The 26,058-nt window shown below is 63.1% G+C and carries 26 protein-coding genes and 1 pseudogene; 13 read left to right on the top strand and 14 right to left on the bottom strand.

The window, feature by feature from the left end:
• Positions 1–133: 133 nt before the first annotated feature.
• From V1289_RS04405 to V1289_RS04420, 3 genes and pseudogenes are all read right to left on the bottom strand, one after another.
• Positions 134–739, bottom strand: a complete 606-nt coding sequence (locus V1289_RS04405) for a hypothetical protein (protein ID WP_334395792.1) — start codon at positions 737–739, stop codon at positions 134–136.
• Positions 740–986: 247 nt separating this feature from the next.
• Positions 987–1,578 (bottom strand): annotated as a pseudogene (locus tag V1289_RS04410) (NADPH-dependent FMN reductase).
• 20 nt (positions 1,579–1,598) lie between these two features.
• Positions 1,599–2,579 carry an MBL fold metallo-hydrolase gene (locus V1289_RS04420; RefSeq protein ID WP_334395795.1) on the bottom strand — a complete coding sequence of 327 codons (981 nt, stop codon included), beginning with the start codon at positions 2,577–2,579 and terminating at the stop codon, positions 1,599–1,601.
• Between the two features lie 140 nt (positions 2,580–2,719).
• Between V1289_RS04420 and V1289_RS04425 the strand changes: the two genes are divergently transcribed.
• The 3 genes from V1289_RS04425 to V1289_RS04435 all read left to right on the top strand — a co-directional run bounded on the left by V1289_RS04425 (position 2,720) and on the right by V1289_RS04435 (position 5,074).
• A complete protein-coding gene (locus tag V1289_RS04425) occupies positions 2,720–3,667 on the top strand; it encodes a LysR family transcriptional regulator (RefSeq protein ID WP_334395796.1) in 948 nt (315 codons plus the stop codon).
• Between the two features lie 235 nt (positions 3,668–3,902).
• A complete protein-coding gene (locus V1289_RS04430; protein WP_334395797.1) occupies positions 3,903–4,850 on the top strand; it encodes an IS481 family transposase in 948 nt (315 codons plus the stop codon).
• Positions 4,851–4,852: 2 nt separating this feature from the next.
• A complete protein-coding gene (locus tag V1289_RS04435) occupies positions 4,853–5,074 on the top strand; it encodes a hypothetical protein (RefSeq protein WP_334395798.1) in 222 nt (73 codons plus the stop codon).
• Between the two features lie 263 nt (positions 5,075–5,337).
• Here the strand turns inward: V1289_RS04435 and thiD are convergent, their stop codons facing one another.
• The gene (gene thiD, locus V1289_RS04440) at positions 5,338–6,138 is read right to left on the bottom strand and encodes a bifunctional hydroxymethylpyrimidine kinase/phosphomethylpyrimidine kinase (RefSeq protein WP_334395799.1); all 801 of its coding nucleotides are present in this window, start codon (positions 6,136–6,138) and stop codon (positions 5,338–5,340) included.
• Between the two features lie 132 nt (positions 6,139–6,270).
• Between thiD and V1289_RS04445 the strand changes: the two genes are divergently transcribed.
• Genes V1289_RS04445 through V1289_RS04455 form a run of 3 tightly spaced genes read left to right on the top strand, consistent with a single transcriptional unit; the run spans position 6,271 to position 9,107 of the window.
• Entirely contained in the window at positions 6,271–6,516 is a 246-nt protein-coding gene (locus V1289_RS04445) for an Lrp/AsnC ligand binding domain-containing protein (RefSeq protein ID WP_309178203.1), read from the top strand.
• A gap of 50 nt (positions 6,517–6,566) precedes the next feature.
• Positions 6,567–7,985, top strand: coding sequence for an MmgE/PrpD family protein (locus V1289_RS04450; protein ID WP_334395800.1), 1,419 nt, complete (start codon positions 6,567–6,569; stop codon positions 7,983–7,985).
• Positions 7,986–8,039: 54 nt separating this feature from the next.
• On the top strand, positions 8,040–9,107 hold the full coding sequence (locus tag V1289_RS04455; protein ID WP_334407266.1) for an Ldh family oxidoreductase: 1,068 nt from the start codon (positions 8,040–8,042) through the stop codon (positions 9,105–9,107).
• Positions 9,108–9,383: 276 nt separating this feature from the next.
• Here V1289_RS04455 and V1289_RS04460 read toward each other — a convergent pair whose 3' ends face one another.
• Positions 9,384–9,818 carry a hypothetical protein gene (locus tag V1289_RS04460; RefSeq protein WP_334395801.1) on the bottom strand — a complete coding sequence of 145 codons (435 nt, stop codon included), beginning with the start codon at positions 9,816–9,818 and terminating at the stop codon, positions 9,384–9,386.
• A gap of 205 nt (positions 9,819–10,023) precedes the next feature.
• Between V1289_RS04460 and V1289_RS04465 the strand changes: the two genes are divergently transcribed.
• Positions 10,024–10,365, top strand: a complete 342-nt coding sequence (locus V1289_RS04465) for a GcrA family cell cycle regulator (RefSeq protein ID WP_334395802.1) — start codon at positions 10,024–10,026, stop codon at positions 10,363–10,365.
• 195 nt (positions 10,366–10,560) lie between these two features.
• A complete protein-coding gene (locus V1289_RS04470) occupies positions 10,561–10,737 on the top strand; it encodes a hypothetical protein (protein WP_334395803.1) in 177 nt (58 codons plus the stop codon).
• Here the strand turns inward: V1289_RS04470 and V1289_RS04475 are convergent, their stop codons facing one another.
• Positions 10,738–11,349, bottom strand: coding sequence for a TetR/AcrR family transcriptional regulator (locus tag V1289_RS04475; protein WP_334395804.1), 612 nt, complete (start codon positions 11,347–11,349; stop codon positions 10,738–10,740).
• A gap of 124 nt (positions 11,350–11,473) precedes the next feature.
• Between V1289_RS04475 and V1289_RS04480 the strand changes: the two genes are divergently transcribed.
• Positions 11,474–12,142, top strand: coding sequence for a hypothetical protein (locus V1289_RS04480; RefSeq protein WP_334395805.1), 669 nt, complete (start codon positions 11,474–11,476; stop codon positions 12,140–12,142).
• Between the two features lie 36 nt (positions 12,143–12,178).
• The gene (locus tag V1289_RS04485) at positions 12,179–12,532 is read left to right on the top strand and encodes a DoxX family membrane protein (RefSeq protein WP_334395806.1); all 354 of its coding nucleotides are present in this window, start codon (positions 12,179–12,181) and stop codon (positions 12,530–12,532) included.
• A 48-nt stretch (positions 12,533–12,580) separates the two neighbouring features.
• Here the strand turns inward: V1289_RS04485 and V1289_RS04490 are convergent, their stop codons facing one another.
• Positions 12,581–13,519, bottom strand: a complete 939-nt coding sequence (locus tag V1289_RS04490) for a c-type cytochrome (protein WP_334395807.1) — start codon at positions 13,517–13,519, stop codon at positions 12,581–12,583.
• Between the two features lie 227 nt (positions 13,520–13,746).
• Between V1289_RS04490 and V1289_RS04495 the strand changes: the two genes are divergently transcribed.
• Complete coding sequence (locus V1289_RS04495) at positions 13,747–14,169, top strand: CHRD domain-containing protein (RefSeq protein WP_334395808.1); 423 nt, start codon at positions 13,747–13,749, stop codon at positions 14,167–14,169.
• A 203-nt stretch (positions 14,170–14,372) separates the two neighbouring features.
• On the opposite strand, the gene V1289_RS04500 is transcribed toward V1289_RS04495, so the two are convergent.
• The 7 genes from V1289_RS04500 to V1289_RS04530 form a co-directional block, all read right to left on the bottom strand.
• A complete protein-coding gene (locus tag V1289_RS04500; protein WP_309178210.1) occupies positions 14,373–14,897 on the bottom strand; it encodes a c-type cytochrome in 525 nt (174 codons plus the stop codon).
• Positions 14,898–14,944: 47 nt separating this feature from the next.
• A complete protein-coding gene (locus V1289_RS04505) occupies positions 14,945–17,254 on the bottom strand; it encodes a xanthine dehydrogenase family protein molybdopterin-binding subunit (RefSeq protein WP_334395809.1) in 2,310 nt (769 codons plus the stop codon).
• 66 nt (positions 17,255–17,320) lie between these two features.
• A complete protein-coding gene (gene murJ, locus V1289_RS04510; RefSeq protein ID WP_334395810.1) occupies positions 17,321–18,850 on the bottom strand; it encodes a murein biosynthesis integral membrane protein MurJ in 1,530 nt (509 codons plus the stop codon).
• Between the two features lie 43 nt (positions 18,851–18,893).
• The gene (locus V1289_RS04515) at positions 18,894–20,045 is read right to left on the bottom strand and encodes a DegT/DnrJ/EryC1/StrS family aminotransferase (protein WP_334395811.1); all 1,152 of its coding nucleotides are present in this window, start codon (positions 20,043–20,045) and stop codon (positions 18,894–18,896) included.
• A gap of 31 nt (positions 20,046–20,076) precedes the next feature.
• The gene (locus tag V1289_RS04520; protein WP_334395812.1) at positions 20,077–21,093 is read right to left on the bottom strand and encodes a Gfo/Idh/MocA family oxidoreductase; all 1,017 of its coding nucleotides are present in this window, start codon (positions 21,091–21,093) and stop codon (positions 20,077–20,079) included.
• A 314-nt stretch (positions 21,094–21,407) separates the two neighbouring features.
• Positions 21,408–22,820 (bottom strand): mannose-1-phosphate guanylyltransferase/mannose-6-phosphate isomerase, encoded by a 1,413-nt coding sequence (locus tag V1289_RS04525; RefSeq protein ID WP_334395813.1) that lies wholly within the window; start codon positions 22,818–22,820, stop codon positions 21,408–21,410.
• Positions 22,821–22,827: 7 nt separating this feature from the next.
• Complete coding sequence (locus V1289_RS04530; protein WP_334395814.1) at positions 22,828–23,820, bottom strand: NAD-dependent epimerase; 993 nt, start codon at positions 23,818–23,820, stop codon at positions 22,828–22,830.
• Positions 23,821–24,023: 203 nt separating this feature from the next.
• Between V1289_RS04530 and V1289_RS04535 the strand changes: the two genes are divergently transcribed.
• On the top strand, positions 24,024–24,983 hold the full coding sequence (locus tag V1289_RS04535) for a lysylphosphatidylglycerol synthase transmembrane domain-containing protein (protein WP_334395815.1): 960 nt from the start codon (positions 24,024–24,026) through the stop codon (positions 24,981–24,983).
• 23 nt (positions 24,984–25,006) lie between these two features.
• On the top strand, positions 25,007–26,017 hold the full coding sequence (locus tag V1289_RS04540) for an MraY family glycosyltransferase (protein WP_442895943.1): 1,011 nt from the start codon (positions 25,007–25,009) through the stop codon (positions 26,015–26,017).
• The last annotated feature ends 41 nt before the right edge of the window (positions 26,018–26,058 follow it).

The following is a 26,058-nucleotide window of genomic DNA, read 5'->3' on the forward strand; positions in this document are numbered from 1 at the left end:
GACGTCCGCTTATCCCCCAACAGCGAAGGTATAGCGGACATTCCGGCACTTCGGGTGCCACGAGCGACCATAACGCGTTGCGGCGAAATCCACTTCGCCGCGAGCCGCCACCGTCATTTCGCGGCCGGAGTCCTCAATGGCCTCCGAGCCAATCCGGGACCGCCGCCGTGGAAAGGAGGAAAAACAGGAGACCCAGCATGGCAAAGCCGACGAGGCCCTCTGTAATTGTCCAAGCCAAACTGTCACGAGCGATCTCGATCCCGACCCACGGCAGCACTCTCCTGACGAACGCCGTTGAGATGGCCTTGAGCACAGCACATCCGAGGGCCGCACCGGCAATGACAGACCAGGCCACATTCGGGGGAAGCCACCACGACAGCCACGCGGGCGCGGAGTCTTTCCAATGGGCGAACAAGATCGACGCACCGGCCACCCACACGAAGGCCTTTACGAATGTCGCGCCGAGCGAGTCGGGAACGAGCCGTATTCCGACCTTGCGCAGCACCCACTCGATCAGCCCGTCGTTGGTGAAGAAGAAGAACATGCCAAGATCGATCGGAAACCGCGACCGCAACAAGCCCGCGATGACGCCGAAGAACAGCATGTAAAGCATGAACGACACGACGTATTCCAGGGCACCCCATCGAGCGCGGGGTGATCGCGCCGACGCTTCCGAGGGGTTTGCGGCCGGGCCCTGGGAGGGCTCGATCGCAGGCGGCGACCATTCGCGTGGCTGCATGGGCTCACCTCTGCGGAAGGATGGTTATCCTGGCATGTCGTTGTCGGGGCTACCGCTTCGTGCGGCGTAGTTAGATTAGTCGTCGAAAGCACGAGAGAGGTTCAGAAGCGGACGGGATCGCGGCGAAGCGGTGGGTCTGACGAGTTTGCGGTTGAGGTCGGCAGAGAACGGTACACGGCTCTTCCGTGCACCGCCAAGGGATCAGAGCGACGAGAATTTCGCATCTACGCAGAGATAGTGTCGCTCGTCACGCGGCCGACCGCGCGCGACCGAATCCCGCGAATTTTTCGAGCGTCGCGGTCAGGGCCGCACCGATGGCTCGAACCGCCGTCTCCGCGTTGGCGTCTTTAAGGCCCCCTTCTGTGCCGAAGGCCTGGTGGGCAGCACCGAGTGCGAAAGAGTCGGGAATCACATGCACACCAAGCTTGGTGAGCACAATCTGCAAGGAGAGCTGGGATTTCACGCCGCCGAGCAGTCCGGGAGAGGTTGAGATCAACGCTGCGACCTTGCCGGAAAGGAAACCGCTGGGACGGCTCATCCAGTCCAGCGCATTCTTGAGCAACGCGGTATAACCGCCGTTGTGCTCCGGCGTGGCAATCAGCAAGCCCCGGTGGCTGGCGAGCAAAGCCCTAAGCTTCTGCGCGCCTTCCGGGAGTCCGTGCTCAGCTTCCCAATCGGCATCGTAGATCGGCAGCGCGAAATCCGACAAGACGAATGGGTGTCACTTCGGCGCCGACCTCGCGCGCGCCGAGCATAGCGCGGTCGAGCAGCTTCTGGTTCAGCGAGTTGCGGCGGGAGCTGCCGGAAAGCGCAAGAATCTTGGTCATGTCGTGCCTCATGCAGGTTTACGAAGATTGGATTAGTCTCGTGGCAGCGGCAGAGCGGCCGGACCGTTGATCAGTCCCATGCCCGCCAACGCCATGCGGGTGAAGTGCGCGCCGGTGACATAGCCGCGTCCCCAGAAGGAATCGAACTCGCCCGTAGGCTTGGACGCGATGATTTCGGAAACCTCGCGTTGGGCCTCGATCAAAACCAGGATACGATCCTCGATACTGCGCAGCATGTCGCGAAACGCCAGGAGGCCCGTGCGGTCCGTCGCGGCGCCATGACCAGGCACCACGACCGTGCCTTTGTCGATCATCGGCAGCAGCCGGTCCACTGCCTCGATCATCCCGCGCAACGATCCCCCCGAGGAATCGTCAATTACGGGATAACTGTGATGGGTGAAGAGATCACCCATCACGAGGACGTTTGCCGATGCCAGAAAGACGGCAATGTCGCCGTCGGTGTGGGCGGGGGCCTGCGGCAGCAGGTGCAGTTCCTCGGTCCCTATATCGAGTGCGAATGGCTGGTTGAAAGTCAGCGACGGCCAGGCTTCTCGCGGCGAAGCCGAAATGCGCCACGAAAGCGAAGGCACATACTGGTTGGTCGACAGGCGCGTGCGGCAATTTGTATGAGCGATGACCGTAGCGCCGGCTCTGGCAAAAGCGGCATTGCCGTCGGTATGGTCGAAATGCCAGTGCGTGTCGATCACCCATCGGGGCGCCCGACCGAGCGCGCCGACGATTCCGTCCGCTATCTCTGCGACGCGGGGACCGTAGCCGGTATCTACTATCGCAGGAGCCTGCGATCCCACAATCGCGGTCACATTCCCGCCGGCGCCGGCAAAGACGAAAACACCGGAGCGGATTTGCGCCGTCAGGAGCGGTGTGGACTCGTAGGCGATCCGGGACACGGCGACCAGCCCGTCCGGAGGAAAGCTGTGCGCGGCAAAGCCATCTCGGTCGGTCGTGTGGTTCATTCCTGCAGGGCGCAGGAGGCTGAGAGTAGCGTTCAACATGGTCGCTTTCCTCGCGTCACTTGTCGTATAAGCGTCGGAAAAGGCGTAGTCCGAGGCTTTTGTCGCCCTGAAATTAGCGTCGACCAGGCCGCGGCGAAGCCATGACCGCCTTATAACGTTTGTTACCTCGGGTATGAGCCGTGGATCTGATTGCTGCACTCCGCACCTTCCTTCGTGTCGCCGAGGTCGGTTCGTTCTCGGCCGTGGCGGCGGAGCGGAGCGTCACGCAGCCAGCAATCTCGCGACAGGTGAGCGCGCTTGAAGAGCATTTCGGCACCCGTCTGGTCCAACGCAGCACCCATGCCGTCACGCTCACGGAAGAGGGACGCGACCTCGTGCCCGCGGCGCAGCAACTCGTCGATTCAGCGGACGCGTTGCAGGAACGGACAGGGCGGCGTCGCACCAAACCGGTGGGACGCGTCCGCCTGAGCGTTCCGGTTCCGCTCGGGCTTTTTTTCAGCAGCAACCTCAATTCTCTGTTGAAGAAGCATGACGAATTGTCGATCGACCTCATCCTGCACGACAGGCTGCGCGATCTCATCGAAGAGGGAATCGATCTTCAGGTTTGTGTCGGCGAGGTCAACGATTCCGCGCTGATCTCCCGCCGGATCGGCGCCACGGCCGCATTCCTTGTCGGGGCGCCGGATTATCTTAAGGGCCGCGCGGCACCAAAAGAGCCCGCGGATCTACAACTGCACGATTGCATCGTCTATCACCGATGGGGGCGGGACGATGTCTGGTGGTTCGCAGGTCCCGAGGGCGCTGTGTCAGCGTCCGTGCGCGGCCGATTTCGCGCCAACAACTCCGACGCCGTTCGCCGCGCTGCCCTGAATGGCCATGGCATCGCGCTGCTGTCGCATCTGCTTGTCGCTGACGACATCAGCGCGGGCCGGTTGCGTGTCCTGATGCCGGCGTTTCCGCCCGCGCGCTTTCCGCTGACCGTCGTTTACCCCTCACGCCGCAACCTGCCGCCACGCGTCCGTACCGTAATTGAACATCTAAGTGAGATCGTTCAGTCCGATCCCGCAATGAGGGATGACGGCGAAGTGCGGGCCGTGCCGCATAGCGAAGTATCCGGACCGGATTAATCGGGGCGCTCGATCGCAAAAACAGCTGCCCGCGCCTGCTCATACCATTTGTACCAAGCAATATGAGTTCAACGGAAGTTCCGGCGTTTTCTCTTTCTGGCTACCTGCTGGCGCAACGGGCTGATCGGGCCTGAACAACCAGGAGGACTAGCTGTGGGCTTTCAGGAGGTTGTCCATCTGGTCCGAACCGAGGAAGCTGAGGTTGCGAAGCTTCAGTGTTCCACGGAGAGACCAGATGAACAGCCATAAGAATGCTCCCCTGACGCCGAAAGGTCGAGAGGCCATGGTGCGGAGTGTGGCAGCGGGACTGAGCAAAGCGGCCGCCGCGCGCCAGTTCAACACCACGCCAAAGACCGTCGCCAAATGGGTCGGACGGTTCCGCGCAGGCGGTGTCGATGGTTTGCGCGACCGCTCCTCCAGGCCTCTTTCATTGCCAAGCCAAACGGCGCCCGCCACATGCGCCATGGTTGAGGCCTTGCGCCGCCAGCGCTACACCGGCAAGCAGATCGCGGCCGAGGTCGGCGTGTCTCCGGCGACCGTCAGCCGCATCCTGCAGCGGCTCGGCATCAACAAGCTCTCGGCACTGGAGCCGGCCGAACCGGTGCGCCGGTACGAGCGCGAACACCCCGGCGAGATCATCCACATCGATATCAAAAAGCTGGGCCGTTTCGAGCAAGTCGGCCACCGCATCACCGGCGATCGCCAAAGCAAGAGCCGCAGGGTCGGTTGGGAATATCTGCACCTGGCAATCGACGACCATTCCCGCGTCGCCTATTCGGAAATCTTGCCCGATGAAAAACGTCGATCCTGCCTGAGCTTTCTCTTTAACGCGTTGCGCTTCTTCAGGGCCCATGGTGTCAAAGTCTATCGTGTCATGACCGACAACGGCACTAGCTTCCGATCCCGTCGTTACCCTAAGGCATTGCGCCTGCTCAAAATCAAGCACCTGCGCACTAAGCCCTATACGCCGAAAACCAACGGCAAGGCCGAGCGCTTCGTCCAAACCTCGTTGCGCGAATGGGCCTATGCCCAAGCCTATCTCACATCAGATCATCGGGCTCAGCACCTGCCGATCTGGCTGCATCGATATAACTGGCATCGACCACACAGCAGTCTAAAGTCCAAACCACCCATCAGCCGCCTCGGCTTGACCGAGGACAACCTGTTGAGGCTCCACAACTAGCGATGATCAAGAATATCCTTGTGCGGCTCGCCGTGTCGGCCGCCCTTTCTGTCGGGACTCCCGCACTGGCAAAAGACGGCAATGTGACCGCAAAATACCACGCAACAGTCGCGCGCGAGGTTGCTGCTCCATCATGGAGCGCCGCCTGCATGACTGACCATGGTCCGAGCACCTGCGGAGAACCCATGTGGGTGTACGGCGGTGCCGCCGCGGACGCGTTCTGATGTTCGTCTCGGCGAGTTTCTTTCAAAGGGTCGCCATACCGGGTATGTGCGTTGGCGAGGGAACCATCGCCGAGTAGTGATTTCGGCGTATCGCCGCTCCTACGACAAAGGGCACATGCAACTCGTCGTCCCTGCGAAAGCAGGGACCCATAACCACAGGGCGTAGTTGTCGCGAAGACAATGGCCGCATCGCTCTAACGGTTAAGCCGCGGCGCATGGGTCCCTGCTTTCGCAGGGACGACGGGAGATTTGATCGCGACCTCTCAATAGAACCGATGAAAATGATGGATCGGCCCGTGGCCGTGACCGACGCTGAACCGGTCCGCGGCCGCGATCGCCGCGCTGACCCAGTCCTTGGCGTTGCGGACGGCGGTTTCCAAATTGTGGCCCTTGGCAAGCCCCGCCGCGATCGCCGACGACAGCGAGCAGCCGGTACCGTGGGTATTTTCGGTCGCGATCCGCGGTGCGGCGAGCGCGATCGTGCCTTTGGCGTCGATGAGATAATCGATGCTCTCGGCGCCCTGCCCGTGGCCGCCCTTGATCAGCACCGCCTGGCAGCCCATCGCCAGCAAGCGCTGGCCCTGGTTCTCGATGGCGGCCTCGCTCACGGCCACCGGCTCGTCCAGTAGCGCGGCGGCCTCCGGCAGGTTGGGCGTGATCACCAAGGCGCGCGGAATGAGTTTGGTGCGGAGCGCCTCGACCGCCTCTTGCGCCAGCAGGCGGTCGCCCGAGGTCGCGACCATCACGGGATCGAGCACGACGTGCTTTGGCGCCCAGCGCGTCAGCCCCGCGACGATGGCATCGATGCTGGCCGGCTGCGCCACCATGCCGATCTTGACGGCGGCAACCGCGAGATCGGAAAACACCGCGTCGATCTGCGCGGTCACGAACTCGGCCGGCACCGCGTGAATACCGCTGACCCCTTGGGTGTTCTGCGCCGTCAGCGCCGTAATGACGGAGGCGCCAAAGACGCCGAGCGCGGCAAAGGTCTTCAGGTCGGCCTGGATGCCGGCGCCGCCGGACGAATCAGAACCGGCGATGGTGAGCGCGATCGGCGTCGTCATCGCAGGGCTTGTGCGGCTGGTACGATCAGGGCCATGAGGTGTCCTAGCGCGGCGGGAGATTGGCAGCAAGTTCGCTTGCCACAAGCCTGCATTTTTGGCCTATTGTGAGCAATAATTTCGGAGACGTCAGCGATGGTTCCCTTCTTCGTTCAGTTCAAATGCAAGCTTGGCCAGTCCTACGCCGTCGCCAACGCGCTTGCGGAAGCCGAAATCGCCTCGGAGATCTACTCCACCGCCGGCGATTACGACCTGCTGGTCAAGTTCTACGTCGACAACGACACCGACATCGGCCATTTCGTCAACGAAAAGGTGCAGATCATCCCGGGTATCCAGGACACCCACACCATCATCACCTTCAAGGCGTTCGGCACCGGTTAGCCGTGGTGCGAAATGGCGCAGGCACCGTGGATCGACGACAGCTTGTTCGCATGGCCGCGACTGCGATGGCGTTAGGTTCGCCGGCGCGCGTATTCGCCCAGACACCGGGTCCCGGGCCAGTCATGAGCGCGCTCGGCGCCCATATGAGCGCCGCGGGTGCCCGCGCCCTCCCCGCTGAGATCACCGAACACGCCAAATATCATCTTCTCGATACGCTGGCGGCGATGATCTCCGGATCGGAATTGCCGCCCGGCCAGGCGGCCCAGCGCTACATAAGCGAACGCGGTGCGAAAGGCGCGATGACGGTTGTGGCGTCCGACCTGACGGCCGGGCCGGCCGATGCCGCGCTTGCCAATGGCGTCATGGCGCATGCCGACGAGACCGACGATTCGCATAATGAATCGCGCTCCCATCCGGGCTGCTCGGTGGTGCCGGCGGCACTGGCGGCGGGAGAGGAGTTCGGAATCGACGGCGCCACGCTGCTGCGGGCCGTGACGCTCGGCTACGACATCGGAACGCGGGTCGCGATGGCGATGGGCGGCGCTGATTTCAGCTACGCGAGCAGCCTGTCGACCCACAGCATCGCCGGAACGTTCGGCGCCGCCGCCGCGGCGAGCTGCGCCGCCGGCCTCGATGCACAGCAGATGCGCTGGGCGCTCGACTATACGGCCCAGCAATCCTCCGGCTTCATCGCCTGGCGGCGCGATACCGACCACATCGAGAAGGCCTTTGTGTTTGCAGGCATGCCGGCGCGGAACGGCGTCACCTCGGCATTGCTCGTCAAGACGGGCTGGAACGGCGTCGACGATATCTTCTCGGGCGCCGACAATTTTTTCGCCGCCTATGCGCCGAAAGCGCAACCCGACCGCCTGATCGAGAAGCTTGGCGAGCGCTACGAGATCGCGCGAACCGACATCAAGAAATGGACCGTCGGCTCGCCCATTCAGGCGCCGCTCGACGGGATCGAGGCGATCCGCGGCAACAAGCCGTTCGAGGCCGACCAGGTCAGGCGCGTAACGGTGCGCCTTGCGCCATCGGTTGCCAAGGTGGTGGACAACCGCGACATCCCCGACATCTGCCTTCAGCACATGGTCGCCGTGATGCTGCTGGACAAGACCGTTTCCTTCCGCGGCGCCCACGACAAGCCGCGCATGCTGGATGCGGCTGCGCTGCACGAGCGCGCCAAGGTGAACCTGGTCTATGACGAGGAACTCGCCCAATTACTGCCGGTGCGCGTCACGGTGGTCGAGATCGAACTGAGCGACGGCAGCCTGCTCACCGAGCGCATTACGGCTGTGCGCGGCACGCCGCGCAACCCGATGACGCGCGCCGAGGTGATGAACAAGTCCCGCGATCTCACGGCGCCGGTGCTCGGACGCGACAAGTCGGACAGGCTGATCGAGACGGTGTTCGGAATCGAATCCGTGGCCGACATTCGCAGCTTGCGGCCGCTGCTGCAGCGCGGCTAGTCTTTCGCGCGTTGCTTCACAGCCGCGCTCCCCCTTGAAACCGGAGTACTGATCCTGTCATCTGAAACGACCGTCACTTTTAGCCGGCTAAAGGCCTTCATCCGGGAAGCGCTGGCGAAGCTGGGCTTGCCGGACGAGGATGCCGCGACCGTCGCCACGCTGATGGCGGAAGCCGATCTGCAGGGCTCGGACGGGCACGGCGTGACCCGGCTGCCGCAATATGCAAGGCGCATCAAGGCGGGCGGCTTCAACGTCCGGCCCGACATCCGCGTGGTGCACGATCACATCTCTACCGCGGTGGTGAATGGCGACAATGGCATGGGCCATCTCGTCATGAAGCGGTCCGCCGGGATCGCGATCGAAAAGGCGCGCACCACGGGCATTGCATGGGTCAACTCGCAATTCTCCAACCATGCCGGTCCCGCCTCGCTCTATGCGACCATGCCGCTCGCCCACGACATGATCGGATTGTACTTCGCGGTCGGCAATGCCAACCATCTGCCGCCCTGGGGCGGCCTCGACATGCTGCTGTCGACCAATCCGATCGCAGCCGCGATCCCGGCCGGCGACGAGAGACCGATCGTGCTCGATATGGCGACGACGGTCGCGGCCTACGGCAAAGTAAAGACCAAGGCGTTGCGCGGCGAGACCATGCCGGAAGGCTGGATGATCGATCGCGAAGGCAAACCGCTGACCGATCCGAAGCGCGCCGACGAGGGCATGCTGTTGCCGCTCGGCGGCATGGAGGCCGGCTACAAGGGCTATGGCCTTGCCATGATCATCGGCCTCTTGGCGGGCACGCTCGGCGGGGCGGCGATGGGCCGCGACGTCATCGACTTCAACCATGACGACGACAGCGTCACCAACACCGGCCAGGCGATCGCGGCCATCAACATTGCCGCGTTCGGCGACGTCGCCCTGTTCAAACGGAGTGTCGATGCGCTGGTGCGCGATTTTCGCAACTCCAGCCGGATGCCGGGCGTGGACCGGATTCTCGTGCCCGGCGAACGCAGCCACGAGACGCGGGCGAGCCGCACGCGCCTCGGCATTCCGATCGCAGCGGCGCTGCTGCGCGGACTGGACCAGGTGGCCGATGACCTCGGAATCGAGCGACTCGCGTAGCCGGCTGGCGCGGGATGTCCTATGATCGAACAAGCACCGGTTTTCGTTCACCTCGCCCCGCTTGCGGGGAGAGGTAGAAATTCAAGCCAACGGGTCGGCGCGAAGCGCCGCCCCGTTGGCTTGAATTTCGGGTGAGGGGGAGTCACAGCGAACTCATCTCCCACCGTCACCGCGGCACGAGCCCCTCACCCCAACCCTCTCAGAGCGAGCTTCGCTCGTCTTGGCCCCGCAAGAGCGGGGCGAGGGAGATCAACCCCAACGCATCACGCGCTAGTGTTACTGCGTCAGAAATCTATATGCGACAATCAGAGCCACCATGCTCGCGAAAATCAGCAGTGCCGAGAGGGATTTTCGGATCATTGGCATCGTCGAATGGCGCGCAGCCGATAGACCGGGCTGAGGTTTAGGCCCTCTCTGAAACCGCACGACTTTGCCCTCTGTCGTTGGTGTGCGAGCCTTTGGTTCCGGCGCCGCGCCCACGCCTCCCATCTCGCTGTAATAGGCGCTGTAGACCTCGCGAACGGCCACGGCCGTGGACTCGGCCTCGCTCATCGTCTCCAGTCGGGTTCGATAGTTAGTCAGAAAGCTCTGTGCGTTTGACGGAAGGTCATCGAAACCACCGAGCTTGGCCATCATGAGCCAAGTGGCAAAATCCGCCTCGGCCTTGGTGTGAGCTTTCTTGGCGATACTGGTGTTGGAGCTGGAGGACATGGTGGTCCGATTGGTTCGCCCGCCCAAACTCACCGGCGTTCATGGCGATCGTTGGACAGTTCGCTTAGGTATCTCGGTTGACGTCAGGTGTCCCGCCGACGAGATTAGCGGCTGGTCGCAGCCCCGTGAGTGCCGCGCCGGGATGCTCCTGGCTATCCGGGTGTCGACTAGCCTGTAATTGCAAGTCGGTGTATAAGCATCTCCCATGGGTTGGGATGCGGAAGACGTAGCACTGCTCAAAAAACTCTGGACCGTCGGACAGAGCGCCGCGCAGATCGCGCGACGTCTTGGGTGTAGCCGTAACGCGGTCTGCGCCAAGCTAACTCGTTTGGGCCTGAAGCGTGGTCACAAGCCGCCAACCGCAAAACCCAAGATAAGGCCGGTACCGAAGCGAAAGCCAGCGCTGTTGGCGGCCTGTGCCCGCCCGGTGGATAGGATAGTGTCTACGCGCAAGCCAAGAGTGAGGCAACCTGAGGAATTCACCAAGTCGCAGTTGGAGGCAATGTTGGCTGAGGCCGCTGCTAACACGGCGCGACTACCTCGATGATGCGTTCAACGAGCCCGTGATCCGGGAACCTATCCGCAGCATGGACATGGTCGCGATTGGTACGGTCGTGTTGACGAGCCGCCGCAGCTGACCAGCGCTGGCATGCCCCGAAAAACGGTGCGGCGCTAACCCTCATTCGGAAATCAGAGCAGAAGGCGTAAAATCCCCTAGGGTCCATACCCGAGGAGCAACAACATGACCCCACACATCCCCGAGGAATTTTCCACCAGGTTGATCGACTGGAGTCCCTTCGTGATCATGGGCAACACGATGCCGCCCCGAGATCCTGATGAAGACGAAGAGGACGAGGACGAAGAGGAAGAGGACCGCGCCGACGAACCGCCGGTCGTGCGCGAGCCGGACGAAGACTAGCTAGGAATCCGTCTCCGCCGCCGATTCGATCAGTGCCTTCAGAAAAATCACGATGATCTTGCCGGCGCGGCTGGTCTCGCCGGCCTCGGACATCAACGCCATGCCGCGGCCGAGCGCGGTGAACGCGGCCGCGATCTCGACGGGATCGGCGGGCGGCTTCTTGCCGAACAGTTCGAACAACCGCGCCACCATCAATCCCAGAGCGCGGCGGTGCTTGCGGTTGAGTTCGTTGTAGCCCTGCGCGAAGGACGGGCTGCGCAGCGCCTGCAATTGCAGCTCAATCGCCAGCACCGCAAACCCCGGATCGGAATTGACGGTCGCGGCCCATTTCTCGATGCCGGCCATCGCCTTCGCGGCGTCGCCGGGCGCGTGGCTCAACGCCGCCTCGATCTTGGCGCGCTCCTCGACCTGGTGCCGCTGCACCAGTTCCAGCAGGATCGCCTCCTTGTCCGGAAAATTCGAGTAGAACGCGCCCTGCGAAAATCCGGCCGCGTCCGCGATGTCGCGCACCGAGGCGAGCGCAAAGCCCTTTTTGACGATCTCGTCGCGCGCCGCCTCGATCAGCAGACTCTTCGTACGCGCCTGACTTTCCTCGCGATTTAACCTTGCCACCGGGGCCGGCCTCCTGAATTCCAAGATAACAGTTGATTTGCAGATATCAATTGATATCTATACCAGATAGCAGATGATATCCGAAATCGACAGGCCGATTTGACCGGCAAGGAGTAGCTATATCATGGAGACCAGATCGTTGGATCGCCTGCTCGCCATTCTGGCGACGCTGGCGGCATTGACCGTTGCTGCCATGGTCGCGGCCATCGTCACCACCAGGGGTTCGCAGGACTTCTTCCAGACCGCCCGCTCACTTGAAGCCTACGGCACTTATCTCGCGACCCCCCTCGTTCCGTTCGGCCTGCGGCTCAATCTCGGGCTGGATAATCTGTTCATGATTTTCTACGGCGCGTTTTTCATCGTGCTGAGCGTCCGGCTGCGCACGATGCTGGACCCGCGCCTGCTCGGCGTAGCACTCGCAGCCATGATGCTCACCGTGTTCTTGGACTGCGTCGAGAACCATCACATCATGACCATGGTGCACACGATCCAGAACGGGCTGCCGCTGTCGGCGGCCGATGGCGAGCTTCAGATGATCGCCTCCCAGGTCAAGTTCCACGCGAGCTATCTGGCGGTGCTGCTGTTCTCGTTCGGCTTCCTGCAGTTCGGAAAACTCGGCAAAGCCATCGCCCTGGTGCTGTGGTGCTACATTCCGTTCGGCGTGCTGATCTCGGTGACCCCGGTGGAGCAGGCCAAGGCGCTGGTGCTCGGACGGACGATTTTCTTCGTCTTTGCCTTCATCCTTTCCGCCGTCCTGTTCTTTTCGCGCCCCTCCGCCGAGCGCGCCGCTTAACCAAACCACCTCATGACAAAACCAGGGGAGATTTCCATGCCTTTTACGATCGTCACCATCGTCGGCCGCACTTTGCTCGCGCTGCTGTTCATTCTCGCAGGCGCTGCAAAAATCGCCGGCCGGCAACCCTTCCTCGATCACATGGCCGCGCACCATATTCCAGGCGTGCTGCTGCCGCTGGTGATCGCGCTCGAGCTCGGCGCCGGGCTGGCGCTGCTGTTCGGCTGGCAGCTATCGTTTGCGGCCGGCGCGCTGGCGCTGTTCTGTACCGCGACCGCGCTCGGGTTTCACCTCAACCTCGCCGACAAGGCGGAACGGACGTTGTTCGTCAAGGATCTGGCGATTGCAGGCGCACTGATGGTGATCGCCGCCGGCGCATGGCGCGCCTGACGGTCCTGCCGGCGAGGCCTGAAATCCGAAACGGCAACGCGCGCGAGATCAGGATTTGTCGTCGCTCTTTGCCTTCTTTGGCGGCCGTGGCGGTCCCTCGACCGGCGGCAATGACTTGATGTAGTCGGCGATGGCGGCGCGGTCCTGCGGCGACAATTGGGAGGTGTTTTTTATCACGCGCGCCATCGGGCCGCCGGCGCTGTCGCCTTCCGGCATCTGTCCGGTTTGGAGAAAATACGCGATATCTTTCGCGCTCCAGTCGGCCAGCCCCTTTTGCGTGATGTTCGGGACCCAGCCCTCGCCTTCCGGATCGGGCCCGCCTGCAAATCGCTGCGATCCAATGATCCCGCCGAGGAAATTCCTCGGGCTGTGACACTCCGCGCAATGGCCGAGGCTGTTGACGAGATACGCGCCGCGATTCCACCGCGCCGGCCGCGCAGCATCCGGCGCAAAGGGCTTGCCGTCCATGAACAGCCATTTCCAGACCCCTACGTTGCGGCGAATGCTGAACGGAAACGGCACCTCGTGATCGCGCACCTTGCCGGCGACCGGCGCCAGCGTCTTCAGATAGGCGAAGAGGTCTCTGATATCCTCGACCCGGGCGTGCTGGTAGGACGTATAGGGAAGCGCCGGGAAGTAATGCCGGCCGGCTGGCGAGGTCCCCTTCTGCAGCGCGGTAACAAAATCGGCCTCGCTCCATCGTCCGATACCGTCATTCGGATCCGGCGAGATATTGGGGACGTAGAAGGTGCCGAACGGCGAAGGAATCGCAATCCCACCGCCGAGCTTCAGGCGATCGGGTTGATTGGGCACCGCGTGGCAGGCGGAACATCCACCGGCATTGAACGTTGTGAGGCCGTTGGCGAGATCAGGCTGATAGGCGGGAAGCGAATTTGCCGCGACCACCGCCGGAATTGTCAGCCACCAGAACAACCCGAAGCCGGCGCCGCCGGCCAGAGCGGTCACAAGGAGTATTCGTCGCAGCATTCACCAATCCGTCATCAGAGCGCTTTCGAGCGAAGTGGATACCGGTTCGCGTGAAGAAAACGCGTCAAAACAGGAATCTAGCCCGTCAGTCCAATGGGTAGTATGGCCGCACTTTGCGCCATAAGCTTGCCGGAAGTTTCGCGCGCTCGGCGCCATTTCGGGAATAAATCCGGAACGGCGTTGTTTTGAAGCTGACACCGTCGTTTGAGGTCAACAGGGAGAAAACCATGTCGAACAAGACCATGCTCGCCACGATTGCGCTGGGTGCTGCGATTGCCTTTGCCGGACCCGCCTTCGCCGAAAAGATGAAAGCCACGCTGGACGGGAAGGCCGAAGTGCCGCCGAATGCCAGCGCCGGCAAAGGGACGGCTGACATCGATTACGATGCCGCCACCAAGAAGCTGAGCTGGAAGGTGACCTATTCGGGTCTCTCCGGGCCTGCGACTGCGGCGCATTTCCATGGGCCCGCCGAAGCCGGCAAGAACGCCGGCGTTGCGGTTGCGATCCCGAACGCGACGTCGAGCCCGGCCGAAGGCAGCGCCACGCTGACCGACGCCCAGGCCGCCGACCTGATGGCGGGCAAGTACTACGTCAACATCCACACCGCAGCCAATCCGGGCGGTGAAATCCGCGGCCAGGTGACGAAGTAAGTCTTCGCACCGGTGACGAAAAAGTCTTCGCACCGGGGTGACGAAGAGGTCTTCGCACCGGGGTGACGAAGCAAGCTTCGGTATTTTTCGGCATCTCAAGATAAAGGGTGGACGCCCGACGGCGACCACCCTTTATTATTTCGGCTATTTCGAACGATTTGATCCGGACGATTGGACCGGCTTCGGCCGAATCTGACGCCGGACTATTTCAGCTTGACGCGATACGTCTCGTGGCAACCGGTGCATTTTTCCTGGATCGTATCGAACGCGACCTTCAGGCTGGCAGCGTCCTTGACCGTGCCCTTCACATCCGCGATCGCCTTGCTGACGGGCGGGATCTTCGCGTCGAAATCAGCCTTGTTCTTCCAGATTGACTGCTTCGCTCCGTACGTTGCGTTCACCACGTCTTCCTTGGGATTGGTCGCAAATACGGTGGAGATCGTCGGCACGCTTTTTTCAAGATCGGCGATGGCGGCATCGACCGCTTTCTGATCGTAGGGAATTTCGCCCTTCACGGTCTTGAGCAGCACGCCGTACATGCTCTTGCCCTGTGCCCGCATCAAATTGTCCTGCTTAACGGCCAGATCCTGGTCCGCCATCACAGCGCCGACACCGAGCAACAAGGTCCCTGCAACAACAACCGTTCGTATCATCGGCCAGTTCTCCATCTCGAGCAGCGGTTCCAAACGAAGCCGCGAACCCGTCTGCACGAGTCGCGGCTTATCCATCGGTAGAACTCCGGGCGCGGCATTTCATTCCCGCGCCCGGCAAAATATCAGAGGCTATGCCGGCGCTGGTGCTCGCGGATCGCGATCCAGACCCGTTCGGCGGTCGCGGGCATGTCGATGTGGTCGATCTTGTATTCGCGCCACAGCCCCTCGATGATCGCGTTGACCACCGCGGCACAGGAGCCGATCGCACCGGCCTCGCCCGCACCCTTGACGCCGAGCGGATTGGTCGTACAGGGCACGTTGTGGGTTTCGAAGTGGAATGACGGGCCGTCGGAGGCGCGCGGCAGCGCATAGTCCATGAACGTACCGGTGACGAGCTGGCCATCGCTCGAACTATAGACCGCCTGCTCCATCAGGGCCTGACCGATCCCCTGCATCGCGCCGCCATGAACCTGGCCGGCGAGCAGCAGCGGATTGAGCGTCACCCCGAAATCGTCGACGATGACGTAGTTGACGATCCGGGTGATGCCGGTGGCGGGATCGATCTCGACTTCGGCGAGATGCGTGCCGTTCGGATAGGTGCCGTCGGCCTGGGTAAAGGTCGCGCTCGCATTCAGCTTCGAGGGATCGACGCCCGGACGTTTTGCCAGGTCGGCAAAGCTGATCGAGCGATCGGTGCCGGCGATTCGAATCCGGCCGTCGCTGATCTCGAGATCGCCCGCGCTGGTCTCCAGCGCTTCGGCAGCGATCTCCTTGAGCTTGCCGCCGAGCTCGCGGGTGGCAAGCTGGACGCTGACGCCGCCGGTCGGAATCGACGCCGAACCGCCGGTGCCGAGCCCGGTGGCGATCCGGTCAGTGTCGCCTTGGAGGACATGGACGCGCTCGGGCGGCAGCCCGAACTGCTCGGCGATCAATTGCGCATAGGCGGTCTGGTGGCCCTGCCCGCTCGACTGGGTGCCGATCAGGACGGTGACGTCGCCTTCGGGATCGAGCGCCACATTGGCGGTCTCTTCGCCCATGGTGCCGCAGACCTCGACATAGCTCGCAAGGCCGATGCCGCGCACCAGGCCCGCCTTCTTCGCCGCCTTGGCGCGCTTGGGAAATTCCTTCCAGTTGGCAACCTCCATCGCGCGCTTCATATGCGCGGTGAAATCGCCGGAATCGTAGATCTTGCCGGTCGCGGTCTTGTACGGCATCGCCTTCGGCGCGATGAAGTTCTTGCGCCGGATTGCGTCGGGCGTCAGCCCAAGCTTTCGCGCGGCTGCGTCGACCAGCCGCTCCACGACGTACGCAGCCTCGGGGCGTCCCGCGCCGCGATAGGCGTCGACCGGCACGGTGTTGGTGAAGACGGTGCGGACGCGGCAGTGGAACGCCTGGATGTCGTAAAGGCCGGGCAGCATGCCGGCGCCGCCGTGCGGAATGTAGGGCCCGAAGGTCGAGAGATAGGCGCCCATGTCGCCCATCAGGTCGACGTCCATGCCCAAAAACTTGCCGTCCTCGGCCAGCGCCATCCGCGCGGTCGTGACATTGTCGCGGCCCTGCGCGTCGCCCATGAAGTGATCGGCGCGGTCGGCGGTCCATTTGATGGTCTTGCGCAGCTTTCGCGCGGCGACCGCGATCAGCGCGTATTCGCGGTAGGGAAACAGTTTTGTGCCGAACCCGCCACCGACATCGGGACAGATCACCCGCATCTTTTCCAGCGGCATCTTCAGCACCATGCCGCCGATGATCTCGCGCAGTCGATGGCTGCCCTGGCTGCCGATCGTCAGCGTCAGGTGATCGCGCTTGGCGTCGTATTCGGCGACCGCCGCGCGCGTCTCCATGAAATTGGTGACGATGCGCGGATTGACGATCGACACCTCGGCGACCGCATGCGCCTTCGCGAACGCAGCTTCTGCCGCTTTCTTGTCGCCGATCGAAACATCGAACAGGACGTTGCCGGGTTGATTGGGCCACACCTGCGGCGCATCTTTCTTGACGGCATTGGCAAGACCGACCACGGCGGGCAGCGGCGTCCAATTGACGTCGATCGCCTCGATCGCGTCGCGGGCCTGGTCGATAGTGTCGGCGACCACGAAGGCGACGGCGTCGCCGACGTGACGGACCTCATCCTTCGGCAGGATCGGATAGGGTGGGCCGGTGAACGGATCGACTTCCAGATTGAACAGGCACGGCAGATCGCCGAGATCCCTGACGTCGTCGGCGGTCAAAACCGCGCCGACGCCGGGCATCCCGCGGGCCTTGGTGACATTGATGGTGAACTTGGCATGCGCATGCGGCGAGCGCAGCACCAGCGCATGCATCGCCGGCTGTGGCGAAAAATCGTCGGTGTAGCGGCCCTTGCCGCGAATCAGCGCATCGTCTTCCTTGCGCCGGACGCTTTGACCGACGCCGAATTTAACGGGAGCTGCCATCGTATCTCCAAATGCGCTGTTATTTGGCGCCATATTGGCGCGGTTCGCCGCGAAGCGCAAACGGGTTTAGCCGCGGATCAAGGAGAAAAGCCAGCCTCTGCCGAACAGCACCAGGACGGAGAAACCGTAGACAAAAGCCCCGGCCGCGACCAGAAGCAGCAATGTCAACTCATCGCGAAATGCATGCATTTGAGCAAAGTACAGCAGCGAAAATCTCGCGGTCAGCCAGAGCGCGGCCGCCATGACGATGCCTGACACGGCGAACTTCGCAAACGACTGCATCAGGGCGCGATCGAGTTCGAGATAGCCTCTTCGCACCGCAAAACCGAGCACCAGCAAGAGATTGATCCAGGCGCCGACGGCGGTGGCGAGCGCGAGACCGATCTGGGCCAGCGTCCCCATCAAGGCAATCTTCAAGGCGACGTTGACGGCGACGCCGGTCAGCGCCGCCTTGACCGGCGTGGCGGTATCCTTGCGGGCGTAGAACGTCGCAACCGCGCTGCGGATCATCACGAACGGAATGAGGCCCACCGCATAGGCCGCCAGGGTCGCGCCCGCGGTCGCCGCATCCGCTTTCGAGAACGCGCCGCGCGCAAACATCGCCCGCATGATGACGTCGGGCACCGTCAGGAACGCGGCGACGAACGGCACCGAAAACAAAAGCGTGAAATCGAACGCCCGCCGCTGCGCTGCCGCCGCGCCAGCATGATCGTCCGCCGTCAGCCGCCGCGACATCTCCGGCAGCAGCACCGTGCCGATGGCGATGCCGATCACGCCGATCGGCAACTGGTTGAGACGGTCGGCATAATACAGCGCCGAAAGCGCGCCGGCGGGCAGGAACGTCGCGATGATGGTATCGGCAAACAATGCGACCTGGGTTCCCATCGAGCCGAGGGTCGCCGGCCCCAGCGCGCGAAAGAACGCGCGCACGTCTTCGTCTAGCTTGAGCGGCGCAAAGCGCGGCAGGCCGCCGTGGCGCGCGAGGTCGCCGGCAAGCAGGAAGAATTGCAGGAAGCCGGAAATCAGCACGCCCCAGGCCGCGGCGTGGCCGGCGCTCGGGAAAAATGCCGCGAGCGCCAGCGTCATCATCATCGCGAGGTTGAGGAAGATCGGCGCCGCCGCGGCGCTGGCAAAGCGATGCATCACGTTGAGCATGCCGCCATAGAGCGTCACCAGCGTGATCAGCAGCAGATAGGGAAACGTGATGCGCGTCAGCTCGATCGCCAGCCGCCGCTGCTCGGCGTCCTCGGTGAAGCCGGGCGCGAGGATGCTCATGGCCTGCGGCATGAACAGCCAGGCGACCGCGAGCAGGATCAATTGCGAGGCGAAGAGCAGCGTGAAGATGCGGTCGGAGAACAGGCGCGCCGAGGCCTCGCCGCGTTCGCCGTGGACGTGCGCATAGGCCGGCACGAACGCCGCGTTGAACGCGCCCTCGGCGAAGATGGCGCGAAAATGATTGGGCAGGCGCAGCGCCACGAAGAACGCATCCGCCACGGGACCGGCGCCCAGGATTGCCGCGAGCATGATGTCGCGCGCAAAACCGGTCAGCCGGGAGAGGAGCGTGTAGCCGCCGACGGTGAAGATGCGTCCAAGCATACGCCGCTTCTAGCGCATGAAGCGGCGCTTCAAAATGGCGAAATCAGGCTGAAAGCGCGCCGCGCACAGCCTTGATGATGCGCTCCTGCGTCGGCTCGTCGAGATAGGCGTGCATCGGCAGGCTGATGACGTCGTCCGACAGCCGCGCGCTCGCCGGCAGGCCGCCGTCGGCGACCGGGAAATCCCGGTACGCGGTCTGCTGATGCATCGATTTCGTGTAATAGATCGCGGTCGGGACGCCCTGCGCCTTCAGATCAGCGGCGAAAGCGTCGCGGTCGGTGCCTTTGGGCAGGCGGATGGTGTATTGCGCCCAGACCGAGGTGCAGCCGGCGGCGAGGTGCGGAACGGTGACGAGGTTGCCGAGGCCGCGGGCATAACGCTCCGCGACGGCGTTGCGCGCCGCGATCTCGTCCTCGAAGATTTTCAGCTTCTCGATCAGCACCGCCGCCTGCATGGTGTCGAGCCGCCCGGTGAGGCCGAGGCGGACATTGTCGTATTTGTCCGACCCCTGGCCGTGAACGCGGATGCTGCGCAGCGTGTCGGCGAGTTCGTCGTCATCGGTGAAGATCGCGCCGCCGTCGCCAAAGCAGCCGAGCGGCTTTGCGGGAAAGAAGCTGGTCGCGGTGGCGAGACCGAAAGTGCCGAGCCGACGGCCCTTGTAGCTGGCGCCAAAGCCTTGGGCGGCGTCATCGAGCACGAACAGGCCTTCGGCCTCCGCGATCCCGGCGATGGCGTCGTGGTCGGCGCTTTGTCCGAACAGGTCGACCGGAATCACCGCGCGCGGATTGAGGCCGCGCTGCCTGGCCGTTGCGATGCCGCGCTTGAGCGAGCCGGCATCCATATTGAACGTCGCCTCGTCGACGTCGACGAAAACCGGCACGGCGCCGGTCAGCGCCACCGCCTCGCCGGTCGCGCAGAACGTGAACGACGGGCACAGCACAGCGTCGCCGGGGCCGACCTTTTTGGCCATCAGCACCATCAAGAGCGCATCGGTGCCGCTGGCGCAGCTCACGACATGCCTGGCGCCGCTGAACTTCGCGAGCGCGGCCTCGAGCGCGGTGACTTCCGGACCGTTGATGAACTGGCAATGGGCGAGCACGCGGGAGACCGCCTCATCGATGGATTTGCCGAGCCGCCGGCGCTGCGCGGCGATGTCGATGAAGGGAACGGGTTCGGGACGCATATGCTGGTTCATGGGGCCTTGCGGGGATGAGACGAAACGGAAATCAGCCGGCGACGCGGCGCGGGCCCTTGCGGGCGGTGGTCGCCGCGGGCCTGGCGGGTGATTCGAGACAGCGGATCGCGATTTCGAGGCTGGCCACGCCTTCGTCGCCGGAAACCGCCGGCAGATTGCCGGTGCGGACGGCCTCCAGGAACGCGATCAATTCGGCGCGCAGCGGTTCGTCATGGCCGACCGGCAGATGGCGCATCGAATAGCTGCCGTCGGGCTTGAAGCCGAAGCACTCCGTCACCTGGCGCGTCAGCAGGTCGCCCATGACATATTTGCCGCGGGTCGCCACCGTGACGCTGCGCGCCTTGAACGGCGTCAGCCAGTTGGTGTTGATGTGGGCGAGCACGCCGGAGGCGGTGCGGAATTGCAATAGCGCGATGTCTTCGCGCTCGGCGACCGCGCTGGAGAGCTGCGGCTGCACCTCGACGATGTCGGACTCGGTGAACCAGCGGATCAAATCGATATCGTGCACGGCGAGATCGATGACGACGCCGACATTCGACATCCGGGGCGGAAACGGTCCGACCCGGGTGATGCCGATAGAGAGAATATCTTCGCCCGAGATCGCCTGCTTGATCGCGGCAACCGCCGGGTTGAAGCGTTCGACATGGCCGACCATCAGCGTCACGCCGGCCCGGCGCGCGGCGTCGACAATGTCCCGCCCCTCTTGCACCGTGGGCGCAATCGGCTTCTCGACCAGGATGTGGATGTCGCGCGCTATGCAGGCGAGCGCGATCTCATGATGGAGATGGGTTGGTGCGGCGATCGTCACGGCATCGACGCCCTCGCTGAGCAGCACATCGAGGCTCGCGAACGCGCGGCATCCAACGAGATCGGTGGCGCGCGCGCGGTGCTCCGGCAAGGGATCGACGATGCCGACCAGCGTGACGCCGGGCAGGCCCGCCAATACCCGGGCGTGGTTGCTGCCCATGACGCCTGCGCCGATCACGCCAACACGCAACGCGCGCCTGGCCTCGGTGTTCACGCCCGAAGCGGACCCTTTTGAATTCATGTCATCGACCCCAACAGACTTTTCGTCAGTAACATCCCGGCCGTTCCAATAAAGTCCCGGTCCCGATGAATCAGAACCGAGCCGTTATCTTCTTGTTTTTACGCGTTTTCTGCACGCGAACCGGTGGCCCCCACCTAGCCCGAAAACGCTATAGCACGCCGCCACAAATGTGGCGAATGCCATCGATCTTTTCAGGACACGTTTTGATTCAAAGAGTTACATAGGGTGGCGAAGACTTCGAGCCTTCTGACGCGTTTTCTTGACGCTTCGCTCGAAAACGCTATGGGCAGCAACCTCGCAAAAACCCTGATGGCTCAGGTGCGCTGATAATCGTCCTCGATGCGGATGATATCGTCCTCGCCGAGATAGCTGCCGGTCTGTACCTCGATCAATTCCAGCTGGATCTTGCCGGGGTTTTCCAGCCGGTGCACCGCGCCGATCGGGATGTAGATCGATTCGTTCTCGTGCACGGTCTTGACCAGCTCATTGACGGTGACGCGCGCGGCGCCACGGACCACGATCCAGTGCTCGGAACGGTGATGGTGCTTCTGCAGCGAGAGCCGGCCGCCGGGCTTGACGATGATTCGCTTGACCTGGTGGCGGTCGCCATTGTCGACCGATTGATACGAGCCCCAGGGCCGGTGCACCTTGATGTGGCTCTCGGTCACTTCGGGTGCGCTGACCTTCAGTTTCGCGACCAGCCGCTTCAGCCCGTTGGCGTCCTTCTGCCGCGACACCAGCACCGCGTCCTGGGTTGCCACCACCACGAGGTCGTCGACGCCTTCGAGCGCGACCAGCGCGCGGTCGGTCGAGACATTGCAATTGCGGGAATCCTCGAACACGGCAGCGCCCCGCGCCGCGTTGCCCTGGCCGTCCTTGTCGGACAACTCCCACACTGCATGCCAGGAGCCGACATCGGACCAGCCGCACGCCACCGGCACCACCGCGGCGCGCGAGGTTTTTTCCATCACCGCGTAATCGATCGAGATCGCCTTGGCCGATCCGAAGGCTTTTTCATCGAGCTTGACGAAGCCGAGATCGGTTCCGGCGTTGCTCACGGCATCGCTGACCGCCTGCACGCTTGCCGCGTCGACGTTGCGATATTCATCTGATAGCACCGCGGCGCGGAACATGAAGTTGCCGCTGTTCCAGAGATAGCCGGACTTGATGTAGGTGGCGGCGGTCGCGGGATCCGGCTTCTCGACGAATTTGGCGACCGCGCGAACCGCGCCGGAAATCGTCTCGCCGGGGCTGATGTAGCCGTATTCAGTGGCGGCGCGTTCGGGCTGCACGCCAAAGGTCACGATGCGGCCGGCTTCCGCGGCGGCAAGCCCCTCGCGGCAGGCGACGACGAACGCGGCGACATCGCGGACGACGTGATCGGCGGCCAATGCCAGAACGATTGCGTCCTTGTCGCGCGTCTGCGCGAAAGCCGCCCCCGCTGCGATCGCAGGCCCGGAGTCGCGCCGCATCGGCTCGAGCAGCACATCGGCCTCGAGCCCGATCTCGGCCAATTGCTCCAGCACCATGAAACGATAGGCATTGTTGGTGATGACGATCGGCCGTTCGAACAGCGTCGCATCCGATACCCTGAGCAGCGTCTCCTGAAAGGTCGAGCGCGTCCCGAACAACGGCAAAAACTGTTTGGGATGGACCTCGCGCGAGGCCGGCCACAGCCGCGTCCCGGCGCCGCCGCACATGATCAAGGGGATAATTCGTCCGTTCATCGCTGCCTCAAATCCGATAGTGATCGCGATACCAGGCCACAAACGCGCGAATACCGTCCTCGATCGAAGTCTGCGGCCGAAAACCCACGTCGCGCGTCAGATCGTCGATATCGGCGTAGGTAGCCAACACGTCTCCGGGCTGCATCGGTAACATCTGCTTGACCGCGGCGCGACCCAGTTCCTTCTCAAGGACTGCTACGACATGCATGAGGTCTTCCGGCCGGTTATTGCCGATATTGTAGATCCGCGCGAGCGCGCCGCCGCCCTTCCCCTCCGTGCTTCCCGGCACGCGATCGATCAGCCGCAATATACCATGCGCCACGTCGTCGACATAGGTGAAGTCGCGCTGCATCTTGCCATGGTTAAACAACTTGATCGGGGTGCCCTCCACGATCGCCTTGGTGAACAGGAAGATCGCCATGTCCGGCCGGCCCCACGGCCCATATACCGTAAAAAATCGCAATCCAGTGGTCGGGAGGCTGTAAAGATGGCTGTAGGAATGCGCCATCAATTCGTTGGCCTTTTTGGTCGCCGCATAAAGGCTGACCGGATGATCGGTCCGGTCATCGACCGAAAACGGCAATTTGGTATTGGCGCCGTAGACCGACGACGACGACGCATAGATCAGATGGCCGCAGCCATGATGCCGGCATCCTTCCAGCACGTTGAGGAAGCCTGCGAGATTGGCATCGGCGTAGGCGTGCGGATGGTCGATCGAATAGCGGACGCCAGCCTGGGCCGCGAGATGGAGCACCCTTGTGAACCGGTTCTTTTCGAACAGTTCGCTCATTGACGCCCGGTCGGCGAGATCGGTCTGCACGAAGCTGAACCGCGAATCCGCGCGCAGGATATCGAGGCGTGCCTGCTTCAACGCCGGGTCATAATAGCTGTTGAGATTGTCCAGCCCGACCACCTTGTGGCCTTCGGCCAAAAGCCGGCGGGCCACATGAAAGCCGATGAAACCGGCGGCACCGGTGACCAATATTGCCTGATCCGACATGATACCTCGAGGACGGCACCGGTTCGACCCACAGTTCCGTAACAGGGCCTCTTTACCCGCCGTGTCGAGGGTGTCGCAATACCCGGCAGCGCGGCTATTGCCAGATTGGCTTTAAAACCATACCAAGGCGGCGAAGTTCGGCGCGCGGCGCCGATTTGCGCCGTTTTTTGACTTCCTTCACAAACCTGGCAAGCACGGGCGAGATGCGCCGGATTCTGCTTTCGACATTGAAGATATTGATCTCGGCGGCGCTGCTGTATTTCTCGTTGCGCAAGATCAATCTTGCCGACCTCGCCTCGCGCCTCAATGTCTCGAGCCTGGGTTGGATCGGCCTCGCCATTGCCGTGACATTTCTTCAGATCTTCGTTGGCGTGCTGCGCTGGCGCGAGATCAGCGCCGAATGCGGCGCGCCGCTCGAGACCAGGCAGGCGATGCGCTTCAACGTGATCGGAACCTTCTTCAACCAGACGCTGCCCTCGTCGATCGGCGGCGACGCGGTACGGCTTTGGCTGGTCGCGCGCGCCGGCGCCGGCTGGCGGGCTGCGACCTACTCCATCTTCGTCGACCGCGCCATTGGACTGATCGCGCTTGCGATCATCATCGTCGCGAGCCTGCCCTGGAGCTATCGCCTGATCACCGATCCCAACGGGCGCTCGGCGCTGCTGCTGGTCGACTTCGCCGCACTCGCGGGCGGGGTCGGGTTTCTGGTGCTGGGAATTTTGCCGTGGCCGTGGCTGAAACGCTGGTGGGGGACGCATCATGTTCACGCCTGCGCGGTGATTGCGAACCGGGTGATTTTCAGCTGGGACCGCGGACCCAAGATTGCGGTGTATTCGGTGCTCGTCCACGTCCTCGCCGTGGTCATCGCCTGGTGCGTGGTCCAATCGATCGCGGCACCGGTGGTGTTCGGACAGGCCTTCCAGCTGGTGCCGCCGGTAATGCTGATCACGATGCTGCCGATCTCGATCGCCGGCTGGGGCGTTCGCGAGGCTACCATGGGGCTCGCCTTCGGATATGCCGGCCTGATGACGAACGAAGGCGTCAACGTTTCGCTGCTGTTCGGCGCGGTTTACTTCATCGTCGGCGCATTCGGCGGGCTGGTGTGGATATTCAGCGCTGAAAAAGCAGCACAGGGTGCCGCGCCAATCGAGGTCCCAGAGTAAGGGCCACATCGAGCACAATGACCATGTCCGCGCTACAATTGTCGCTCCTTGCCATCCCCGCCGCAGCACTGCTTTCGGCCGGCATGACACGGGCGATCCTGCCGTTGCTGCTGAAGCACGCGCTGGCAAAGCCGAATGCCCGCTCGTCGCATCGCATTCCGACCCCGCAAGGGGGCGGCATTGCCGTGATCGGGGCGACCATGGTGGTCGCAGGCGCGATCATGACGAGCGTTGCTGTGCCAGATCTCAGGCTTCCCGTCGCGCTGTTCGGCGCGACGCTGTTCATTGCGGCCGTGGGCCTCGCCGACGACGTCAATTCGATCGCGGTGCTGCCGCGGCTCGTGCTGCAAGGGCTCGCCGTCGCCACCATCCTGTACGCTGCGCCCGACGATCTCAGGATCGTCCCGGCCTGTCCGCTCTGGATCGAACGCGTCCTGACGTTGCTCGCGGGCCTTTGGTTCGTGAATCTGGTCAACTTCATGGACGGGCTGGATTTGATGACGGTCGCCGAGGCCGTACCCGTGACCGGCGCCGTCGCCCTGCTCGGCTGGCTCGGCGACGCCCCGGCATCGACGATGATCATAGCCGCCGCGCTCTTTGGCGCGCTGCTCGGATTCGCGCCGTTCAACCGGCCGGTGGCAAAAATATTTCTCGGCGACGTCGGCAGCCTCCCGATCGGCCTGCTGCTCGGCTGGTGTTTATTGCAGCTGGCATGGCAGCAGCAATTCGTGGCCGCGCTATTGTTGCCGCTGTATTATCTGGCCGACGCCACGGTGACGCTGTTGCGGCGGATGGCGAGGCGCGAAGCGTTCTGGGCCGCGCATCGTTCGCACTTTTATCAGCGCGCCACCGATAACAATTTCACCGTTTCGCGCGTCGTCGGCGAAGTCTTCGCGCTCAATGTGGGTCTCGCGGTGCTGGCGATCGCATCGATCAGGGCCCCTTCAGTCGCGGTCGAACTTGTGACGCTGGTGGCGGGCCTGATCGCGGTAGCGCTGCTTCTGCGCCGGTTTTCCCGCGGACGGGCGCTCTGAACCGGAAACCGACCGGCCATTCATGATGGCATTTGCGCCGA

It is taken from the genome of Bradyrhizobium sp. AZCC 2289, assembly GCF_036924615.1.
Lineage (GTDB): Bacteria > Pseudomonadota > Alphaproteobacteria > Rhizobiales > Xanthobacteraceae > Bradyrhizobium.

What these genes read in the sequence shown, in the direction of transcription:
- V1289_RS04435 (WP_334395798.1), top strand. Translation starts at nt 4,853, where the DNA reads ATGATCAAGAATATCCTTGTGCGGCTCGCCGTGTCGGCCGCCCTTTCT.
- V1289_RS04460 (WP_334395801.1), bottom strand. Translation starts at nt 9,818, where the DNA reads ATGTCCTCCAGCTCCAACACCAGTATCGCCAAGAAAGCTCACACCAAG.
- V1289_RS04515 (WP_334395811.1), bottom strand. Translation starts at nt 20,045, where the DNA reads ATGAACCAGCATATGCGTCCCGAACCCGTTCCCTTCATCGACATCGCC.
- V1289_RS04490 (WP_334395807.1), bottom strand. Translation starts at nt 13,519, where the DNA reads ATGCTGCGACGAATACTCCTTGTGACCGCTCTGGCCGGCGGCGCCGGC.
- V1289_RS04420 (WP_334395795.1), bottom strand. Translation starts at nt 2,579, where the DNA reads ATGTTGAACGCTACTCTCAGCCTCCTGCGCCCTGCAGGAATGAACCAC.
- V1289_RS04430 (WP_334395797.1), top strand. Translation starts at nt 3,903, where the DNA reads ATGAACAGCCATAAGAATGCTCCCCTGACGCCGAAAGGTCGAGAGGCC.
- V1289_RS04450 (WP_334395800.1), top strand. Translation starts at nt 6,567, where the DNA reads ATGGCCGCGACTGCGATGGCGTTAGGTTCGCCGGCGCGCGTATTCGCC.
- V1289_RS04465 (WP_334395802.1), top strand. Translation starts at nt 10,024, where the DNA reads ATGGGTTGGGATGCGGAAGACGTAGCACTGCTCAAAAAACTCTGGACC.
- V1289_RS04505 (WP_334395809.1), bottom strand. Translation starts at nt 17,254, where the DNA reads ATGGCAGCTCCCGTTAAATTCGGCGTCGGTCAAAGCGTCCGGCGCAAG.
- V1289_RS04525 (WP_334395813.1), bottom strand. Translation starts at nt 22,820, where the DNA reads ATGAACGGACGAATTATCCCCTTGATCATGTGCGGCGGCGCCGGGACG.
- murJ (WP_334395810.1), bottom strand. Translation starts at nt 18,850, where the DNA reads ATGCTTGGACGCATCTTCACCGTCGGCGGCTACACGCTCCTCTCCCGG.
- V1289_RS04520 (WP_334395812.1), bottom strand. Translation starts at nt 21,093, where the DNA reads ATGAATTCAAAAGGGTCCGCTTCGGGCGTGAACACCGAGGCCAGGCGC.
- V1289_RS04535 (WP_334395815.1), top strand. Translation starts at nt 24,024, where the DNA reads ATGCGCCGGATTCTGCTTTCGACATTGAAGATATTGATCTCGGCGGCG.
- V1289_RS04445 (WP_309178203.1), top strand. Translation starts at nt 6,271, where the DNA reads ATGGTTCCCTTCTTCGTTCAGTTCAAATGCAAGCTTGGCCAGTCCTAC.
- V1289_RS04470 (WP_334395803.1), top strand. Translation starts at nt 10,561, where the DNA reads ATGACCCCACACATCCCCGAGGAATTTTCCACCAGGTTGATCGACTGG.
- V1289_RS04540 (WP_442895943.1), top strand. Translation starts at nt 25,007, where the DNA reads ATGTCCGCGCTACAATTGTCGCTCCTTGCCATCCCCGCCGCAGCACTG.
- thiD (WP_334395799.1), bottom strand. Translation starts at nt 6,138, where the DNA reads ATGACGACGCCGATCGCGCTCACCATCGCCGGTTCTGATTCGTCCGGC.
- V1289_RS04500 (WP_309178210.1), bottom strand. Translation starts at nt 14,897, where the DNA reads ATGGATAAGCCGCGACTCGTGCAGACGGGTTCGCGGCTTCGTTTGGAA.
- V1289_RS04495 (WP_334395808.1), top strand. Translation starts at nt 13,747, where the DNA reads ATGTCGAACAAGACCATGCTCGCCACGATTGCGCTGGGTGCTGCGATT.
- V1289_RS04405 (WP_334395792.1), bottom strand. Translation starts at nt 739, where the DNA reads ATGCAGCCACGCGAATGGTCGCCGCCTGCGATCGAGCCCTCCCAGGGC.
- V1289_RS04485 (WP_334395806.1), top strand. Translation starts at nt 12,179, where the DNA reads ATGCCTTTTACGATCGTCACCATCGTCGGCCGCACTTTGCTCGCGCTG.
- V1289_RS04480 (WP_334395805.1), top strand. Translation starts at nt 11,474, where the DNA reads ATGGAGACCAGATCGTTGGATCGCCTGCTCGCCATTCTGGCGACGCTG.
- V1289_RS04530 (WP_334395814.1), bottom strand. Translation starts at nt 23,820, where the DNA reads ATGTCGGATCAGGCAATATTGGTCACCGGTGCCGCCGGTTTCATCGGC.